A 19,137-nucleotide genomic window follows, 5' to 3' on the forward strand; every position below is an offset into this window, starting at 1 on the left:
TTTGTCCCCTAACTTTCGGCGAGTCCCCCCAGACTTTTTGAGAAGCTTCATTATTGAGGGGATGTAACTTAGGAAATAAATCAACTCCGCTTGCTTTTGCGTCGGGAATTAAACGTATGTAGTTAGAAGTAAATAGTCTTCTTGCGGGTAAGGGAATATCAGAAGCAGGATAATGTAACCCTAAATAGGGTTCTAATTCTAAAATCAAGAATCCTTCACTGTTCCGATGAAATACACCATCAAAAATAACATAATTATCTCCATCAACCCTTGCCCAAAGTTTGGTAGGATTAATAAAATCTAGGTTATTACTTTCTAACCCTGTTTTTAATTGTTCAATTTGAAAACTATCAAAAACGTCATCTAAGCTTAGGTTGACAATTTCTTCTGGTGTAATGCCCAAAAATTGTTTGGTGTTATTGCTAGTTTGAACTATTCTTAAATCGAACTCGTCGATAACAAATAACACACCGTGAGGTTGAATTTTTCCCCACAAATGAATTTGTAATTCTTCCAATCTTTGCAGATTAATATCTTGAGTAATATGAACATTGCTAATCATAAAGTTTCCCTCAATGTAGATGAACAACAAGTTAATTATGTTGAATCTGAAACGGATTAATTAAATGGAAAAATTAGCTACAAATTTCTTTAATTCCTGATATTTATGTGTTAATTCCAACTTTTAATGTAAGTTCAGTATAGCTTAAAACTGCTATCATATAGATAATTAAGCATTAAGAATAAATATTAATTGTAAAGAAAATAAAATATTAATCCATATTTTGTTATCAAATTGATGTAAAGTAACTTATGTAAATCATCAAATTTTCAGCTAGATGTCGTCAGAATTAATACCTAATTCTCTGAGTTTTGCTTGTAATTCTTCAATTTTTTGTAAAGCTAACTCCTTCTGTTGTCTTTCTTGACTCGCTGCTTCTTCTGGACTTGGTACTAATTCACCTTCTGACGTAAAGTATCTTAACTTATCTTCATCAATTCCTAAATATAATTGTAATTGTTCACTCCATAACCATCCCTCTTGGTTGGGTTCAATGGGTTGATATTTTCCACTGATTAAAGTAAACCCTTGAAACTCTAATGTATAAGGATCAAACCAGAAATAATCAGGGGTTCTAAATGTATCTTGATAAATCTGTTTTTTCTCTTCCCGATCTGTTGCTGCGGTACTATCTGATAAAATCTCAACAATCACATTGGGATATTTTCCCCCTTCTTCCCAGACTACCCAACTTTTGCGCTTTTCATTGCTTTTTGTTCCCAACACGACAAAAAAATCTGGGCCCCTAAAGTATTCTGATTTTTTCTGTTGAGGACTATAATATATAGTCAGATTTCCTGCTGCAAAATAGTCCTCTCTATCTTGCCATAACCACTGCAAAGATTTTAGTAATAAAATAATCTGAGTTAAGTGTAAATATGTTTCCAAGGGGGGTTCATCACTCCAAAATTCTCCTTGAGGAAAAATTATCTCATGGTTGGTTTGTTTATTGGTAGTGGAGGGAGTTTGAATAACAGTCATAGGGTCCTGTTTTGATTACTGATGATAATATTAGTTTAGCGATCACATTTTATAAAGGTTAAACCTAATTTACTCATCTAGGTTAACCCCTAATTCCCTCAGTTTTTTCTGTAATTCTTCAATTTTTTGTAAAGCTAACTCCTTCTGTTGTCTTTCTTGACTCGCTGCTTCTTCTGGACTTGGTACTAATTCACCTTCTGACGTAAAGTATCTTAACTTATCTTCATCAATTCCTAAATATAATTGTAATTGTTCACTCCATAACCATCCCTCTTGGTTGGGTTCAATGGGTTGATATTTTCCACTGATTAAAGTAAACCCTTGAAACTCTAATGTATAAGGATCAAACCAGAAATAATCAGGGGTTCTAAATGTATCTTGATAAATCTGTTTTTTCTCTTCCCGATCTGTTGCTGCGGTACTATCTGATAAAATCTCAACAATCACATTGGGATATTTTCCCCCTTCTTCCCAGACTACCCAACTTTTGCGCTTTTCATTGCTTTTTGTTCCCAACACGACAAAAAAATCTGGGCCCCTAAAGTATTCTGATTTTTTCTGTTGAGGACTATAATATATAGTCAGATTTCCTGCTGCAAAATAGTCCTCTCTATCTTGCCATAACCACTGCAAAGATTTTAGTAATAAAATAATCTGAGTTAAGTGTAAATATGTTTCCAAGGGGGGTTCATCACTCCAAAATTCTCCTTGAGGAAAAATTATCTCATCGTTTGGTTCTGTTGTTGCTTCAGATGGGTTTGAAGTGGTAATCATTACGAAGATATTTTAATGCTTCATGTTACTTTCTATTGTAACGTAAGTTTGATTGATAATTTGCTGTACAATTTTTTCAACGGATAAATTAATATCCATGATAATAGCATTGTCAGGTTCTTCTAATGCTTCAAATTGAGACACTAACATATTTTCTTTCATAAAATGTTCTGATCTGTGTTGTAACCTTTGTAGGATAGTATCGTAAGTTCCTTTTAAATAGATAAAAATCATATTTATTGTGTTCTCTTGTAATAGGTTTCGGTATGATTGTTTTAATGCTGAACAAGTAATGACAGCATTTTTTTGTGTATTTTGGTGTTTATTAATAATCGATTTTATAGCAAGTAACCAAGGTAAGCGATCGCTGTCATTTAAAGCAATACCTTGACGCATTTTAGCAATGTTTTCTGGAGGGTGAAAATAATCAGCGTCGTAGAAAGCATAGCCTAATTCTTGACTTAATGCTTTACCTATTGTTGTCTTTCCCGATCCCGATACTCCCATAATTAAATAAATCATTGTTTTCTAGCTTTATGTAATGCCCAATTGCGGGTTAAAATTGCTCTAGGGTGAATGGTTTTATTGTGTTTGATTAGATATTGTAGGGAATATTCACAAGTTTGTTGCACACTTTTATAAAGATTATTCAAACTCAATTGACGCATTTTTTCTAGTTCTGCACTGTCTCCTCTATTGGGTTCTAAAGCATCAGCAATAAATACAATACAACTAAGTTTACTCATCTCAGGATTTCCTAAAGTATGGTTAGAAATTGCATCTAAAATCTCTTGATCTGTTACCCCAAAAGTCTCCCTAGCAACTATCGCACTCACATCTGCGTGTAAAAGATGGGGATTTGATAAACAAACTGAATCAATTTCCTTATATTCTTTTTTTGCCATTGCTAATAGTTTGGGAGAAGGAAAAAACTTAGCTAAATCGTGCATTAATCCTGCTTGGGCAGCTTTTTTAGGGTCAATTTTATGGTTAATTGCTAATTGTTCACACATCTTTTCCACACCTAAAATGTGTTGCAAACGATGTTCAGAAACATTCTTTTTTAACCAATCAATAACTTTTTCTCTCATAATTATTTAAAAAACCGATATAGCATTTCTCATACTTGTAAGGTACAGAGGTGATCGCTTTGAGGCAGGAGGCAGGGGGCAGGGGGCAGGAGTTAGGTGTACTTCATGAGTCCGATAAAAGCTACAACTGGTAACTGATAACTGATAACTGTTATGACTCAGATTCAGCTTCAGCAATTAATTTAGGTTCAAATAGTGGTGAAGGAGAAAAGCGAAATCCCTTTTCATCTTCTTGGCGAATTACTAACCCTTGTTCTTCCATTGTTTTCAGTTGGGGTAACACTTCTACAAAGGTGAGTGCGTTGAGTTTATCTAAGGTGCGATCGGAGATATTTTCGCTTATTCCTCCTGCTTCATAAGCTACATATAATAGATGACGTAACTGTGGACTTAATTGATGGGTAAATTCTTGTTGCATGGTTTGCCAAATAAAATTAAAAGCTTTTTTATCAATAATTTTTTCATCGTTAGATGCAGCTTTTCTTAAAACTTTCTCGCAAATCAAATTCAGTTGTCTGGGAATTCCTTGTGCATATTTTGTAATTAAGTCAATTACTTCATCTGTGAAAGGATAGGTATCGTTTCTTTGTTCGTATCTAACGCTATTGAGGTAATTAATAACGATGTGTTTTAAATCATCCTGACTCATGGGTTCTAGGGGAATATCTTCAGAGAAAATTCCCAGAACTTTTAGGGTAGCTTCTTGTAACTCAGTGAACCCTCTTCCTGTCATGATAAAGCCTCGATGTTTGCCCATGCGAAACAAATCTAAACTACTTTCTAGGATGGTTTGTACAACGATAGGATCTTTTTTGTCAAAATCATCAATAGCGATAACAATACGGGAATAAATAGTTTCTGCTCTGTTCAATAACCGAATTAGTAAAGGATAAGCATCAATATTATCAGTAGGATTCACTTGATTTGAGGGAGATTCTTGTCTTCTCCCAAAGGATAAAAACACGATTTTAACTTGTCCTTCTGTGGCGGTTTTTGTTCTTTGAATAGAATAACCAAGTAAAGTGGTAGCTATTTCTCTTGCTTCTGCATCTTCCTCCGCTAAACTATCGGCAATACCCAGTAATAAAGCACGGTAAAACTCATTGGGACTATCCCCAGGAATACTGCTCAAATACAGCACTAACATTTTTTCACCAATGGTAGCAACTTCCTGCTGTAATTGATTAATTAAGTTAAAAATTAAGGCAGTTTTCCCGATACCCCATGCACCCCTAATTAAAATATTTCGACCTTCATAAAGGGTGGGAATAGCAATGTCCAAAACTTGATCCCGTCCATAAAAAATCTGTGCTAACTCTTCAGGATTATCCAGGGGAGTCGTACGAAAAGGATTTTCTTTTAGTCCCCATTCTTTTAGTCTTAGATTATGTTTTCCTAGTCTTGACATTTTAGCTAGATTGTAGTGTTTCTAATAGTTGATTGATTTCATCGATTCGTTTAGAATATGGGTGGTTTTCATAATAGTTTTGTGCCTCTTTTAAATGGTTATAAGCTTGTTCAATTTTTCCACTTTGAATTTCTAAGTTACCCAGGGCAACGGTAACAGAGTAGGCGTTTTCCTTGTCCCCTAAACGATGAAAGAGACGCAGAGAATCTTTAAAATAAAGTCTCCCTTGTTCTAGTCTGCCGATGCGATGATAAAGACGGGCAAGTTCAAATAAAATGGGCGCTAGATGTGGAATATCTCTTTTTTTTAGATAGGTTTGGTGACAGCTTTGTAAATGCTCAATTGCTTGGGTGTAATATCCTCCCTCAAAAAAAGCTTGGCCTAACTGATAGTAACTATCAAAGATTAAGTCTTGGTCGTCGGTTTTTTCAAAGATATGTTTTGCTTGTTCATAAGCGATTATGGCCTGTTCAATATCTTTGCGGTTCTTAAGCAGTGGGAAACGTTCTCTCAGGCTATTGGCTAAATTATATTGTATCTGTGCGTAATAATCGGGAAAATAGTCAGAAGGATAAACTTTTAAGGCGTTTTGGTAACAGGTAATCGCTTGGTTCAGATTGTCTATCTTTTCTCCTAAAATACGCTTAATATAAGCATTGGCCAGATTACTTTGTGTTTGCGCCCAGTCCAGGGGAAAACTCTTAAAAGTAAGAATTTTCAAGGCCTGTCGATAACAAAAGATAGCCTCTTCTAAATTGTCGGCCCTTTCCCCTCGGATGCGACTATAATAAGCAACCCCCAGATTATTTTGTGTTTGTGCCCAATCTTGAGGAAAAGCGTCACTGGTACATACTTCTAAAGAGCTCTCATAATATGCGATTGCCCGTTCTAAATTATCGGCCCTTTCTCCTCGGATGCGACTATAATAAGCAGCCCCCAGATTATTTTGTGTTTGTGCCCAATCTTGAGGAAAAGCGTCATGGGTATATACTTCTAAAGACCTCTGATAAGCTGCGATCGCCTGTTCTAAATTATCGCCGCGTTCCTCTCGAAGACGATTCCTATAAGCAATCCCCAGATTATTTTGTGTCATGGCCCAATCTTGAGGAAAAGCGTCACGGGTATATACTTCTAAAGACCTCTGATAAGCTGCGATCGCCTGTTCTAAATTATCGCCGCGTTCCTCTCGAAGACGATTCCTATAAGCAATCCCCAGATTATTTTGTGTCATGGCCCAATCTTGAGGAAAAGCGTCACGAGTATAAACTTCTAATGACCTCTCATAAGCAGCGATCGCGGCTTCTAAATTATCAGCTTTGCTGCCTTGATTTTTGTTTAGATAAACATTTCCTAAACTATTATGAATTCTAGCCCAATTTTGACGATATCTTTGCTCAGAATAAAAATTCAAAGCTTGTTGATAAATTGTTTCTGCTTCTTGATATTTTTTCCCCTTTCTATATACATCACCTAACATCTCAAGAATAACTATTTTGGTTGGCTCTAATGACTCTCTTTGAACACTTAAATTTAAAGCTTCTAGTAAAGATTCTTCCGCTTCTTGTAACTCTTCTCTACGATAATGGGCAACACCTAATTGCTGTAAAGCTGTCACCATCATAGGGATATTTTCTTTGGCTGAATATTCTCTAAACAGTCGAGTCAATAAATCAACTCTTTTTTTTGTTTCTGAGACTTTATCTCTCTCAATAACCCGATCAACACTCAAAAATTTATGATCAATATTTTTTTCTTCTGGTATAGAGTCAAACTTAAAAATTCCTGATTTCCAAGCCCAAAAATCAGGAGCAAATCTAGCAAATCTAGTAATCGTTTCGTGCGGTAAGCAAAATAGTATGGGATAAGGGACATCATAAGTAAAAGAATTCCTCACAAAATTGAGATTTTGTAAAACAGGGGGATAATCATTAAGTCCAATAGAGTTTTCTAACCCTTTGATAATTATCACTTGCTTTTTATCTTCTAAAGGAGGATTTTTAGATAAATAGTTTAAGATTTCATCTAATAGAAAACGTACCTGAGAATCATCTATATTTAAAACCATAAATTGTATATTTTGCATTCGATAGTTACTCATTAAACTATCAATTATCCACTCATTTTCTTGATTACTGTTAACTTCTATAAAACCAATCGTTAACCCTTCAGAGAAATCAATGAAAGTCGATAATTCAGCTAAATTATCTTCATTGTTCGCTAAAAATGAACTAACTTTTAAAATAGATAATGAGTTATTTTCTAACATTTTCTAATGCTTTTTTAAAAGCTTCAATGTACTTGACAACTGGATTAATATAGTTCCATCTATCACTACCATTATATTCTAATGCGGAAGTATTAAATAACATATCTTGGCCAATTTGATTGTTATTAATCTCTTTTTTTAAATAGACATTTGCTAAGTAAATATAATGCTCATCAGGAATGGTTCTTTCAAAATCGAACTGTACTCGTTTGATTGCGATTTGTACGTCTTCACTATCAATTTTAGGGCTACCTTTTGAATCCGCAGAGATAATAGCAGTTCTCATCATTTGCATCAATTGTCTAACATGACCGCCACTTGCTTTAGCTAGACTTAATAAATCTTCTTCATCAGCAAAAACATCCTCAATATTAACTCTAACTTTAATTAACTCAGCAACAGCTTTTAACGCTTCTTCCTGATAGGATAAATCCGCTTCATCTCGCTGTAAATTGTATATATTAATCATCGGAACAATATTAGAATTATCGAAAAAGTTATTGATTCTTTTCGCTGAATAGATGGCAGAAATTGGAACAGTATAAATAATATTACATCTCAAGGCTTGTAACTGTGCTGCATAATCAAAAAATAAATGATCCCCTACTCCTGGTGTTACTAAGTCCAAATTGTCGAATATTACTAAAAATCCTTGGTATTGAGGAAATTTGTGCTGTATTTTTTTAAACCCATCATCTAACAAAAAATTCACATCAGCTTGCAAGCGAGAAATATCTTGTTCTAAGGTTTGACGAATTGTTGTTTTCCGTTTATCAGAGCCTTTAATTTGGGCTAATAATTTAACTAATAACTTAGCTACAAAAGGAATTGGAAAAGGAGAGGAGTTCACATCTAAAGTTCCTGACATACTCACCGATTTTTCAACGGTTTCCTCTGTCTCTTGTGTAATTTCTTTAAACCAAGCTTCAAAATTACTTAGAAGTTCATCATTAAACTTGATTCCTCGTTGTCTAATTTCATATTCAATTTGTTTAATCAATACTAAGTATAAATCTATGTAACGAGCATCTTGAATATCAATTTCTCGGTCGGTTTCTAAATAAACAATAAAATATTTTTCTTGCCATCTTTCCTCAATTCTTCTTAATTCGGTGCTTTTTCCACAGCCGCGATGACCTGTAAATAAAATGGTTGTAAATTCTTCAGGTTTCTTAAAATCAAGAATTGTATCAACTTGAGCGATAGCTTTGGTATTGCGAACTTTTGATAAATCAACATAATATAGTTTTATCGTTTCACCCTTTAAGGGATCAAGATTACAAACTTGGTAAGCTTCTTTAAGATTTTTGGCACGATTAGTTCTATTCATAAATCAATTGTTTGCTCGCCTTAACATATTATAAAACATTATGTCAAGTTTAAATCATAATACTGATCATCACTTAACATTTTGTTGATATTTGAGTTGGGTTTCTGTCCTCAAACCAACAACAGCTAATTCTATTTGATGTTTTATTTATTATCGAGGAATAAGATTGTATAAAAAAAGTAAGACAAATTTAAGCAATTAATTCAAAAAAAATTTTAATATCTTTAGTTGATTTTAAATGATAAACTTTTTTAGTTTTTTCTGCTTCTAAAACATATTCCCGATATTTAGGCGTTAAACGCTGATGACATAACCAGAGATTTTTATAACTTTGCATTGAACTTTTCCATAAAGGACTATTTTCTGGCCAACCTTTTGGGGGATCAAAAAAACCTGTAATAAACCGTTTTGTCACCCACCAAAAATGAACAGACAAGGGCAAATCAATATATACTAAAGTATCCGCTTTCCCCAGTCGTAACCAAATGGTTTCCAGAGAACCGAAACCATCGATAACCCACTCATCTTTGTTGACAATTTCCTCATGAATACTTTTATATTCCTCATAAGGAACTTGAAATCCCCCAGGTTGATATTGAATTTTATCCAATACGTAAAGGGGTAAATTTGTTATCTCAGACAACTTCCTACTCAAAGTAGATTTACCCCCACCAGTATTACCGAATACTGCTACTTTTTTCATTCTTTTACAGAACTTGTAAACCAATTAAAGTATAAACTTTGACAAAACTCTTTGATAGGAAAAGCAAGAAAAGTAATAGGATTAATGGTAACAATAATGTTCCGAATATCCGATTTTGCTCCCTTAATAATTTGCTTAGCTACCCAATCTGCTGACATAACGCCAATGGGATTCAAATTACTTTTAAATGGTCCTAAAATTAATTTTCTAACCACACAAGGCGCATCTAAACGCCTCAAGGTAATTAAGTCTCCCCAAGTCCTTTTAGTGAGTTCATAAAGGGGACTAACTGCCGGGTTTACCTCTGCTTCTGAAGTATTAATCCAAACTTCTTTACACACCTTATCTTTGTTAGTTTTAATGGTTTGAAAGAAAGTTTCCATCAACCGCCAACCAGAAAAAGTATTAACTTCGTAAGAATTAATAATAGATTTTTGATCCCTACTTCCATGAACATTTATGCCATGATTAATAATCAGAATATCTATTTTGCTAAATTCATCTATTAACTCGCTTTCCCTTCCTACTTTCCAGGTTAAAGTTTTAATAGGGAGAAATTGATTATCAACCTCTACATTAATTGTTTTATGTTGAGACGTAAAAGCAATAACTTTGGCTCCATTTAGGTGTAACTCTTTTAGCAAAGCTAAACCTAGCGTTCCCGATGCACCAGTGACTGCAACTGTCTTTCCTTTGAGAGATAAAGCGGTTCCCATAATTTTATCCACTAGGGTTAATGTCCCACAATAATAAGCCTTTTGGTCGTCAAAATGATGCCGCCAATGATAAGGACGATTGACAAACCAAGGATTAGGAAGTGTCTTAAATTCCCCTGGACGATGGGTAATATCGGTTAATTCGTCGATATAAGGAATTCCAAAACCTCTGGCGATCGCTCCCCCTAAAAAGGTTAAGGTGTAAATGGAACCAGACCAACCTAACCAAGCAGAGGAAATGTTATAGTAGTAGCAAAGAAGCCCAGGAATTAAGCTTAGAAGGAGCATCACTAAAGCTTCCGGTACATCATTGTACCAGTGTGCCTTACGATAAATATCCTCGCTGATGGGGGTCAAATCTCGACGAAATACCCGATGGTGCCAACCGTGAAGACGATATAAAGGTTGCCAGGAATGTGATAGGACATGGTAACAGTCTCGAACAATCTCTACCCAAAGAATGGTAGTAACGATCAGAATAAAAGCAACAATTAAATTATTCACCATAAATCAATCAATTTGTTCTTTTTTATTGTTAGGATTAAAGATAAAAAAGCTTTCAAATATTAGTGTAATATCTTTTAGGGTATTGTTGCTTAATGAAGAGTATTTAACTAATCGTTAAATGAATCAGGAATCTATAACTATCTGTCTCAGGTAATTCTAGGATTAAAAGTAGCACAGTTTTTAGTGATGGGCATTCTTATGGACGGGCTACAACAACAAATTAACGAACTTAATCAGAAAGTTACGCAACTTAATCATATTGTTGAACAGCTTACCCTACAGATGGGGACATCTCACTTACACAGTGAAGCAGTGGTTAACGAAAAATTACCAATTCAACCCCAATCTATAGCAAGCACGTCTCCTTCGATTCCCCCCAGTGTACCCAAAACGAGTCATTATCACTCGGTGATGGAACATAAAGATATCTTACTCGATGATAGCGATACGCACACTTTAATCGCTCCTGAAGAAGAACCTTTATTAACCACCGATCTCCAGGTTAGAAGATTAACGGCACAGCTAACCGCTGCTTACAATCGCATTGCGGCTTTAGAAGAGCAGTTACTAGCTTGTCGGATGATGCCTTGAGAGGGCAAAGCAAGAAGCAAAAGGGGCGAGAAAAGTTTGTTATGTGAGGAGCCTCTGAAGAAATTAAATTTTTCTGTTAAAGGCTAATTATTAGGCGTAGTGGTTTGAGGAATACCTGATCCGTTGGGTTGAGAAGGAAGTAAAGGATTAGTCGGATAATTACCTAAATTATTAGCAGGATTATTGGGTTGGGTTGAAGGAAAACCACTAGGATAGCCTCCTGGTATGCTGTTTTGCGACGGTAAGGGGGTTAAACTCGGATCATTCCAACCACCAGGACTCGCTTCATTTTCCCCAGGCAGGGTAGCTAGAGCAACGCGATCGCCCCCCACTTCTCGCAACATATCCAAAACTTGAATCACTTCGTTATAAGTTGCGTTTCTAGAAGCATGAAGCACCATTAAGCCTTCGGGGTTTAATTGATGATAGCTCTTAATCTGATTGAACAATTGATTACGAGTAACTAATTGTTTCTCGACGTAAACTTGACCAAAATCGTCCAAACTGACCACCAACATCTCCCGCATTTGGGGGGTTCCTGATGCTGCTTTGGGTAAATCTAGGCTGATGGCCTGCTGACGGGACAAACCCACAGCACCGAGGATAAAAAAGGTCAAAATACAGAAGATTACATCGATCATCGGTAAAATTTCGATGCGTACTTCCTGCTGGGAAGAATTGTCTTGCCACAATTTTAGGGGTCGAGAATAAACCGAGGAATTAGAAGCTTTTTTCTGAGGAGCATTACTAGCAGTCATAGGTCAATATTTAAGAAAATGGGTATATTAAGATTATTCGTCGAAAGTCTCTGTAAACTTTGAGGGAGTGCCGCCGGAATAGGCAGAGGGATTTCCGTTGCTGTCCAACCAGCGTTGACGATAAATCACTTCTAACTCACTACCAGCTTTACGAAATACCCTTACCTGATTCGACCAAAGGGACTGGAAAATGCGATAAAAGGTCAAACTGATAATGGCAACAATCAATCCCGTAGCAGTTGAAATAAGAGCTTCCCCGATACCCAGGGTAACACCTGTGGTGGAGGAGGTGCCAAGGTCGCTAATTTGGATGTCTCCTAGGGAGGTAATCAGTCCCAATACTGTCCCCAGTAGTCCCAACAGAGGAGATAGTGCGATAACTGCTTCTAATACTTTATCCCCTCGTTTCATCAAAGCTAGTTCGTCATCGGCTGCGGATTCTAGGGCTAAGTGGAACACTTCCGGGTCAGGGTCTACCAAACTGAGAGGTCCGTAGAGGAAACCCCCCATCGGATGCTTACTATGCTCTTTAGCTACTTTAGGAGCGGCATCCCAGTTGTTAACTGCCACTTCTAAGACTCGATTGACAATTTTTCCTTCTTTGAGTAGAAACTGTATCCAAAACAAGGAACGTTCAATAATGGTACTTAAAGCTAATACGGACAAAATTAGCAAAGGCCACATAGCCGGGCCGCCTTTTGTCATAATCTCTTGAATATTCACAGTTTTGCTTAACCTCCGTTGCTGATCCCCATAGAAAGACAGATTAACAGTTGTAATGATTTATTTACAATTTATGAGATTCATGTTTAGGAATCAATTATATCCTCAAAAAAGGGGACATTGTTTATTTAGCAACATAGAAATCCAAGCAAGCAATACCTATGTATTTAATCTTGGAGGAACGGGGTTCTTCAACCTCACCAAAACGAACACTGCTGTATTGTAAATAGGATAGATGGTGATGAGAACTCTAAAGATGACGAAAGCTACAGTTGGCGTTCTTTCTATTTGTTGCTTGAGTAGTGTGATCGCTATCTCAAAACCGTATTTTTTTGATGCTTTTAAAGACGTTCAAGGGTTACGAGAAGTTTCCCCGAGAACGATTTTTCCTCAACCAACCCTAAAAAAAAGGAATTTAGTTGATGCACAAGTACAATTTGGTTTTAAACTATTCTCCACTCTGACCGAAAGTCAAGAAGAGGAAAACATCTTAATTTCTCCTACCAGCATCGCCCTGACACTATCCATGCTCTACAATGGTGCCACAGGGACAACTCAGCGAGAAATTGCCGAAGGATTAAACCTCAGAAATGTCAGTGGCAACACCCTTAACCGCGCTAATCGAACTCTATACGACGACTTAAACAATCACGAAGTTTCTAGTAACCTAATTTTTAATAATTTCCTCTGGGCCAGAGAAGGGTTTTCTTTTCGTTATCATTTTCATAAAAATAGTCGCAGTTATTATCGAGCTAAGATTACTAATTTAGATTTTTCTAGTTCTGAAGCTAGAGGTATAATGAACCGTTCGGTAAGGGAGGAAATCCAAGCAACCATGAACCCTGTTATGGGTTTAACTCAAGCAGATGATGTGCTTTTCTTAACTAACACTGCTTCTTTTCAAGGACTCTGGCAAATGGGTTTTGACCGCAATTTAACCAAGGATAAACCTTTTTATTTAGCGGACAAATCTATTAAAAATTATCCATTTATGTCCCGAAAAGGAATTTATAACTATTTAGAAACTCCCCAACTAAAAGCAGTAGAACTTCCTTACGGTGATGGACGTTTTAGTTTATATTTATTCTTAGCAAAACAAGAAAACAGTTTATCTAATATTGTTGAAGAAATCACAGCCAAGAAATTAACCAAGTTGATCTATAAATTCCGCAGAAGTCACGGACTAGTGGAGTTACCTCGCTTTCGTCTAAATAGCGAAGTAGATTTGACTAACTCCTTAAAAAATTTGGGCTTTTCAACTATGTTTGATTCTAGCAAAGCAGAGTTTTCTGACTTGAGTTCCGACGCTACTTATATCAATGGCATAAAACACCAAGCAATTATAACAGTTAACGAATCAGGTATAACTAACCCTTCTCAAGATAGTTCGTTGATTAAAACGACATCAGCCAAAAATCAAAAAGAAGAATTTTCTTTGGCTATTAACCGTCCTTTTTTGTCTATTATTCGAGATAATCAAACAGGAAATATTTTATTTATAGGGATGATTTTTGAACCTTAGAATAAGCAAATAAACGATGTTGAAAGCGAGTTAGGCGTTGATAGTAAATCCACTTTAGAAAGAAGATAATCATATTGACGAGGCAAGGAAAGAAACAATATTACTTGACGATGTTATCTATAAAACTGTCTAGTCGAAAGTCTGATAATTCAACGGTTTTGATAATTTTTGATGACATTTTCTTTAATGATTTTCTATAAGCCGGATCGTAATGAATTACTAATAAATCTTGTACAAATTTTTTCCATAATTTGCGATCTATCCAATCATTCCATTCATTGATTTTATCCCATCCATAATAGGCTTTTAGATAGCGCAATTTACCTTTAAGAATTTCGGGTTTCTCGGTAAAATGCTCGTATTCTTGCAAAAGAAACTCTACCCTTTTTTCTAATGGTAACTTGATTTCAAAAAAAGGAGACTCTTTCATTTTCTTCCATAGAATCTCTGGTAAATAAAGATTACCGATTTTATAACTTTCCGACTCTACCCAAATGGGTTTATTGACATTAAATTCCTGGAGTTGCTCTAATATCAAAGAGTCAAAATATTTTTGTGAAGGTTGATATCTAATATCATTTTTAAATTTTTCCCCCAATAAAGAACCTCGATGATTAGCTAATTCTTCTAAATCTAAAACTTGATAACCCTGCTGCTTTAAACTTTGTAAAAAATAAGTTTTTCCTGTTCCTGTTAAGCCACTTAAAATATTATAATTAAATTGTAAAGGGGCAGTTTTTAATTCCTGACATACATAAGAGCGATAGTTTTTGTATCCTCCTTTTAAAACTGTTACAGACCAACCTATTTGAGCTAAAATAACAGCTAAACTTTGGGATCTTTGCCCTCCTCTCCAACAATAAATCAGAGGAGAATAACGAGGTTTTTTGATGAGAAAATGCTGAATAATTTGCCGAGAGATATTGTTAAATATTAAAGAAGCTCCTAGCTTTTTCGCCTCAAAAGAAGATATTTGCTTATACATTGTACCAATTTTTTTCCGTTCTTCATTATTAAGAACAGGCAGATTAACTGCTCCAGGTATATGATCTTCTGCAAACTCATTTTCTGATCTAACGTCTATAATTTCACTAAAATCTTCTAATAAAGGAAATTGTGCGAATTTCGGTATCTTTAAACTCATTGGTTATTAAATTTATGTTCAATTCTATTATAAGTAAAATGGCTCGACCTTCTGATTGCCACTTTATATTTATCTAATCTTCAATCTCCATTCTGCAATTTTTGGTTATTCAAAAAAGAGCCTTCAACATAACCCCGATAATATGGCACAATTTAACAAGGTAACTGTGTACAAACCTACTTTATATTGTCCATGACCGCAAGTATCCCCGAACTACCCACCCAATACGACCCTAAAACCACCGAGGCCAAATGGCAAGAAGCATGGGAAACCCATCAAGTCTTTAAAGCAGACACCAGCAAGGAAGGTGAAACCTATTGCATCGTCATTCCTCCCCCCAACGTTACCGGTAGTCTCCACATGGGTCATGCGTTTGAAGATTGTCTCATGGATGTGTTGATAAGATATCATCGGATGTGCGGTTATAATACCCTCTGTCTCCCTGGAACAGATCACGCAAGTATCGCAGTTCATACAATACTAGATAAACAGCTAAAAGCTGAAGGATTAACCCGTTATGATATTGGACGGGAAAAATTCCTCGAAAAAGCGTGGTTGTGGAAGCAAGAATCTGGGGGAAAAATTGTTAATCAATTGAAAAAAATGGGCTTGTCTGCGGACTGGTCAAGAGAAAGGTTTACCCTGGATGAAGGGTTATCAAAAGCAGTAAAAACTGCCTTTGTAAAACTGTACGAAGCAGGATTAATTTATCGAGGCAATTATTTAGTTAACTGGTGTCCTGCGTCCCTTTCTGCTGTATCAGATTTAGAAGTAGAAAATAAAGAAGTAGATGGTCATTTATGGCACTTTCGTTATCCCTTAAGCGACGGTAGTGGTTATGTTGAAGTAGCCACCACTCGCCCAGAAACTATGTTAGGAGATACAGGAGTTGCGGTTAATCCTAACGATGAAAGATATAAAAATTTAATCGGAAAAACCATAACCTTACCCATTGTTGGGCGAGAAATTCCTGTTTTCGCCGATGAATTAGTTGACCCTGAATTCGGGACAGGTTGTGTAAAAGTTACCCCTGCTCACGATCCCAATGACTTCGAGATGGGAAAGCGTCATCAATTGCCGTTCATAAATATTATGAATAAAGATGGCACCCTAAACGAAAATGCAGGAATATTTGCCGGACAAGATCGTTATGTAGCTCGTAAAAATGTTGTTAACAAGTTAGAAGAAGATGGCTTTTTACTGAAAATAGAAAACTATAGCCATGCTGTTCCTTATAGCGATCGGGGTAAGGTTCCTGTTGAACCCTTATTATCCACACAATGGTTTGTCAAAATCGATCCCTTATCCCAGAAAGCCTTAAAATGTTTAGACGAAAATAATTCACCCAATTTTGTTCCCGATCGCTGGAAAAAAGTGTATCGAGATTGGTTGGTTAAGCTAAAAGACTGGTGTATTTCCCGTCAATTATGGTGGGGTCATCAAATTCCCGCTTGGTACGTCATCAGCGAAACCGAAGGAGAAATTACCGATAACACCCCCTTTATTGTGGCTTATTCAGAAGAAGAAGCACTAGAAAAAGCTAAACAAGAGTATGGCGAGAACAGTCAATTACAACAAGATCCCGATGTTTTAGACACTTGGTTCTCTTCCGGTTTATGGCCGTTTTCCACATTAGGTTGGCCAGAAAATGCAGCAGACTTAAACACCTATTACCCCACCACTACCCTCGTTACAGGATTTGATATTATCTTCTTTTGGGTAGCCAGAATGACCATGATGGCTGGTTATTTCACCGATGAAATGCCCTTTAAAGATGTCTATATTCATGGCTTAGTTAGGGATGAAACCGGAAGAAAAATGTCTAAATCCTACAATAATGGCATTGACCCTTTGATATTAATAGAAAAATATGGTACTGATGCACTGCGTTATACACTAATCAGAGAAGTCGCCGGTGCGGGGCAAGATATTAGCCTACAATACGATCGCAAAACCGACCAATCCGAGTCCGTAGAAGCCTCCCGAAACTTCGCCAACAAACTTTGGAACGCCGCCAGGTTTGTGATGATGCACCTCAAAGGAGAAACCCCCCAAAGCTTAGGGACTCCCGAAATAGATAAATTAGAATTATGCGATCGCTGGATACTCTCACGTTTCCATCAAACCGTTAGGCAAACAAGGGACTATATCGAGTCTTACGGCTTAGGAGAAGCCGCCAAAGGGTTGTACGAGTTTATCTGGGGGGACTTTTGTGATTGGTATATCGAACTAGTGAAAACCCGTCTCTGGGAAGAAACACCCTCCCGTGATGTTGCCCGACAAACCTTAGCCTACATTCTCGATGGCACCTTAAAGCTACTCCATCCCTTTATGCCCCATGTTACCGAAGAAATCTGGCAAACCCTCAGCCAAAGTGAAGATTGCTTTATTCCTTTGCAAGCTTATCCTACGGTGGACGAAGCTTTGATTAACCCCCACCTAGAAACCTCTTTTACCCTGCTATTTGAAACCATACGCACCCTAAGAAATATGAGAGCTGAGGCAGACATCAAACCAGGTGTAAAGGTTTCAGTGATCTTACAGAGTGAAAGCGAACAAGAACGGTCTATTCTAGAATCAGGTCGAAAATATATCCAAGATTTAGGGAAAGTAGAAAGTTTAACCATTACAGCCCAACTAGAACAACAAACGGAACAAGTGGTTGCTGGAGTCGTCGGAACCATACAAGCCCTAATTCCCCTCTCTGGTGTGGTTGACGTTGCTAGTCTTCGCGCCAAACTAGAGAAAAATCTCGGTAAAGTTGAAGCTGAAATTAAATCTCTATCCGGTCGACTCAACAACCCAGGGTTTGTCAACAAAGCCCCCAAGGAAGTTGTTCAAAACGCCAGGGATTCCCTAGCAGAAGCCGAAAAACAAGCCGAAATACTACGCGAACGCCTTAAGCGTCTGCAATAACGAAGATTACCAACGCGCCAACCTCGTAACCCAGTATGCTACACCTAGCCCAAGTGAAAAAGAATCCCAACTCAGGCGAGATGGAACTTTCATTGTTGGCAAGCCAAACCTCCCAAAATCTTTGGGAGATTATGTCTGGTGAAATTGTACCCAATAAGATCATTATCGGTTTTGAAGACGGAGTTTTAGTATTAGTCAAACTAGACAATAATCAGGAAATTTTAGAAATTGAAGAAGCAAGAGAATGGGTTATGGATTTAGTTAAAACCTATTTAACGAATGGGGTTATTACTCCCGAATGGATAGAAAAAGAACAAGAGAAAGTTGAACAATGGAGACAAGAAATTACTGCAAAAAGTCTTGATTTAACCCGTCGTCAATTAGAATTAGAAACACAGAAAGAACAACTTCAAGAATTAGAAGGAAAGTTAAACAATAGGGAATGAGGATTTATGGAAATCGGCTCTTAAAAACATTACCAGGAGAACTAACCCGTCCCACTTCAGCTAGGGTTAGAGAAGCATTATTTAACATTTGGCGAGGGGAAGTAATGGGTTGTCATTGGTTAGATCTGTGTGCAGGAAATGGGGTGATGGGGGCAGAAGCATTATGTCGCAATGCTTCTGTTGTTGTTGGTGTTGAAAAGTATGGAAAAGCTTGTCAAATTATTAACGAAAATTGGCAAAAAGTAGTTAATGACCAACAAAAGTTTAATATTATCAAAGGGGATATTTTGAAAGTATTAAAGACCTTCAAGAGTCAAAAATTTGATCTAATTTATTTTGATCCCCCCTATCAAAGTGGACTATACCAAGCTGCATTAGAATTAATCGTTAATTATAATTTATTGAGGGAACAAGGAGAAATAGCTGTAGAACATAACCCTAAATTTTGGCAAGCAACACGAATAAAAGGATTAACAATAATTCGAGAAAAATATTATGGCAATACCAGCTTAACGTTTTATTGTCCCCAAAACTCTCAATAAATAAAATTTAACGGTAAACAAATGGGATCATTTGTACAAAAAAATTTTACCCAAATACAGCAGTTTTCTACTTAGTGTGGTGCAATAAGCTTAAGTAAACCTAACTTGTCACAAAAGTGTCATCTCATCGTCATCGGGTTGTCATATCCACCTACTA

Annotated in this window: 17 protein-coding genes and 1 pseudogene; 5 read left to right on the forward strand and 13 right to left on the reverse strand. The window is 36.5% G+C overall.

Annotation, left to right across the window (positions count from 1 at the left end):
• The 10 genes and pseudogenes from P9B04_RS07765 to P9B04_RS07810 all read right to left on the reverse strand — a co-directional run.
• Positions 1 to 562: pseudogene (locus P9B04_RS07765) on the reverse strand (hypothetical protein); the annotation flags it as partial.
• Between the two features lie 273 nt (positions 563 to 835).
• Positions 836 to 1,543, reverse strand: coding sequence for a Uma2 family endonuclease (locus tag P9B04_RS07770; protein WP_342054422.1), 708 nt, complete (start codon positions 1,541 to 1,543; stop codon positions 836 to 838).
• 69 nt (positions 1,544 to 1,612) lie between these two features.
• On the reverse strand, positions 1,613 to 2,317 hold the full coding sequence (locus tag P9B04_RS07775; RefSeq protein ID WP_342054423.1) for a Uma2 family endonuclease: 705 nt from the start codon (positions 2,315 to 2,317) through the stop codon (positions 1,613 to 1,615).
• A 12-nt stretch (positions 2,318 to 2,329) separates the two neighbouring features.
• The gene (locus P9B04_RS07780) at positions 2,330 to 2,839 is read right to left on the reverse strand and encodes a gluconokinase (RefSeq protein ID WP_342054424.1); all 510 of its coding nucleotides are present in this window, start codon (positions 2,837 to 2,839) and stop codon (positions 2,330 to 2,332) included.
• Entirely contained in the window at positions 2,836 to 3,408 is a 573-nt protein-coding gene (gene yqeK, locus P9B04_RS07785; RefSeq protein ID WP_342054425.1) for a bis(5'-nucleosyl)-tetraphosphatase (symmetrical) YqeK, read from the reverse strand. The genes P9B04_RS07780 and yqeK overlap by 4 nt, the downstream gene beginning before the upstream one ends.
• Before the next feature lie 151 nt (positions 3,409 to 3,559).
• On the reverse strand, positions 3,560 to 4,816 hold the full coding sequence (locus P9B04_RS07790) for an ATP-binding protein (protein WP_342054426.1): 1,257 nt from the start codon (positions 4,814 to 4,816) through the stop codon (positions 3,560 to 3,562).
• Between the two features lies 1 nt (position 4,817).
• The gene (locus P9B04_RS07795; protein WP_342054427.1) at positions 4,818 to 7,082 is read right to left on the reverse strand and encodes a tetratricopeptide repeat protein; all 2,265 of its coding nucleotides are present in this window, start codon (positions 7,080 to 7,082) and stop codon (positions 4,818 to 4,820) included.
• Positions 7,069 to 8,412 (reverse strand): ATP-binding protein, encoded by a 1,344-nt coding sequence (locus P9B04_RS07800; RefSeq protein ID WP_342054428.1) that lies wholly within the window; start codon positions 8,410 to 8,412, stop codon positions 7,069 to 7,071. The genes P9B04_RS07795 and P9B04_RS07800 overlap by 14 nt, the downstream gene beginning before the upstream one ends.
• Positions 8,413 to 8,602: 190 nt before the next feature.
• Complete coding sequence (locus P9B04_RS07805) at positions 8,603 to 9,115, reverse strand: adenylate kinase (protein ID WP_342054429.1); 513 nt, start codon at positions 9,113 to 9,115, stop codon at positions 8,603 to 8,605.
• Positions 9,112 to 10,338, reverse strand: coding sequence for a bifunctional sterol desaturase/short chain dehydrogenase (locus tag P9B04_RS07810; protein WP_342054430.1), 1,227 nt, complete (start codon positions 10,336 to 10,338; stop codon positions 9,112 to 9,114). The genes P9B04_RS07805 and P9B04_RS07810 overlap by 4 nt, the downstream gene beginning before the upstream one ends.
• A 198-nt stretch (positions 10,339 to 10,536) precedes the next feature.
• Here P9B04_RS07810 and P9B04_RS07815 point away from each other — a divergent pair, with 198 nt between their 5' ends.
• A complete protein-coding gene (locus P9B04_RS07815; RefSeq protein WP_342054431.1) occupies positions 10,537 to 10,929 on the forward strand; it encodes a hypothetical protein in 393 nt (130 codons plus the stop codon).
• Between the two features lie 83 nt (positions 10,930 to 11,012).
• On the opposite strand, the gene P9B04_RS07820 is transcribed toward P9B04_RS07815, so the two are convergent.
• Both P9B04_RS07820 and P9B04_RS07825 read right to left on the reverse strand, forming a co-directional pair.
• Positions 11,013 to 11,687 carry an ExbD/TolR family protein gene (locus P9B04_RS07820; RefSeq protein ID WP_342054432.1) on the reverse strand — a complete coding sequence of 225 codons (675 nt, stop codon included), beginning with the start codon at positions 11,685 to 11,687 and terminating at the stop codon, positions 11,013 to 11,015.
• Positions 11,688 to 11,720: 33 nt separating this feature from the next.
• A complete protein-coding gene (locus P9B04_RS07825) occupies positions 11,721 to 12,410 on the reverse strand; it encodes a MotA/TolQ/ExbB proton channel family protein (protein WP_342054433.1) in 690 nt (229 codons plus the stop codon).
• A gap of 256 nt (positions 12,411 to 12,666) precedes the next feature.
• Between P9B04_RS07825 and P9B04_RS07830 the strand changes: the two genes are divergently transcribed.
• Positions 12,667 to 13,932 carry a serpin family protein gene (locus P9B04_RS07830; protein WP_342054434.1) on the forward strand — a complete coding sequence of 422 codons (1,266 nt, stop codon included), beginning with the start codon at positions 12,667 to 12,669 and terminating at the stop codon, positions 13,930 to 13,932.
• Between the two features lie 100 nt (positions 13,933 to 14,032).
• On the opposite strand, the gene mnmH is transcribed toward P9B04_RS07830, so the two are convergent.
• Positions 14,033 to 15,076, reverse strand: a complete 1,044-nt coding sequence (mnmH, locus tag P9B04_RS07835; protein WP_342054435.1) for a tRNA 2-selenouridine(34) synthase MnmH — start codon at positions 15,074 to 15,076, stop codon at positions 14,033 to 14,035.
• A 192-nt stretch (positions 15,077 to 15,268) separates the two neighbouring features.
• On the opposite strand from mnmH, the gene P9B04_RS07840 reads away from it, so the two are divergent.
• The 3 genes from P9B04_RS07840 (at position 15,269) to rsmD (ending at position 18,980) form a co-directional block, all read left to right on the forward strand.
• On the forward strand, positions 15,269 to 17,992 hold the full coding sequence (locus P9B04_RS07840; protein ID WP_342054436.1) for a valine--tRNA ligase: 2,724 nt from the start codon (positions 15,269 to 15,271) through the stop codon (positions 17,990 to 17,992).
• A 131-nt stretch (positions 17,993 to 18,123) separates the two neighbouring features.
• A complete protein-coding gene (locus tag P9B04_RS07845; protein WP_342054437.1) occupies positions 18,124 to 18,438 on the forward strand; it encodes a hypothetical protein in 315 nt (104 codons plus the stop codon).
• The gene (gene rsmD / locus P9B04_RS07850; protein WP_342054438.1) at positions 18,435 to 18,980 is read left to right on the forward strand and encodes a 16S rRNA (guanine(966)-N(2))-methyltransferase RsmD; all 546 of its coding nucleotides are present in this window, start codon (positions 18,435 to 18,437) and stop codon (positions 18,978 to 18,980) included. Before P9B04_RS07845 ends, rsmD begins: the two co-directional genes overlap by 4 nt.
• Positions 18,981 to 19,137 lie beyond the last annotated feature (157 nt).

It is taken from the genome of Crocosphaera sp. Alani8 (genome assembly GCF_038442745.1).
Classification (GTDB): domain Bacteria; phylum Cyanobacteriota; class Cyanobacteriia; order Cyanobacteriales; family Microcystaceae; genus Crocosphaera.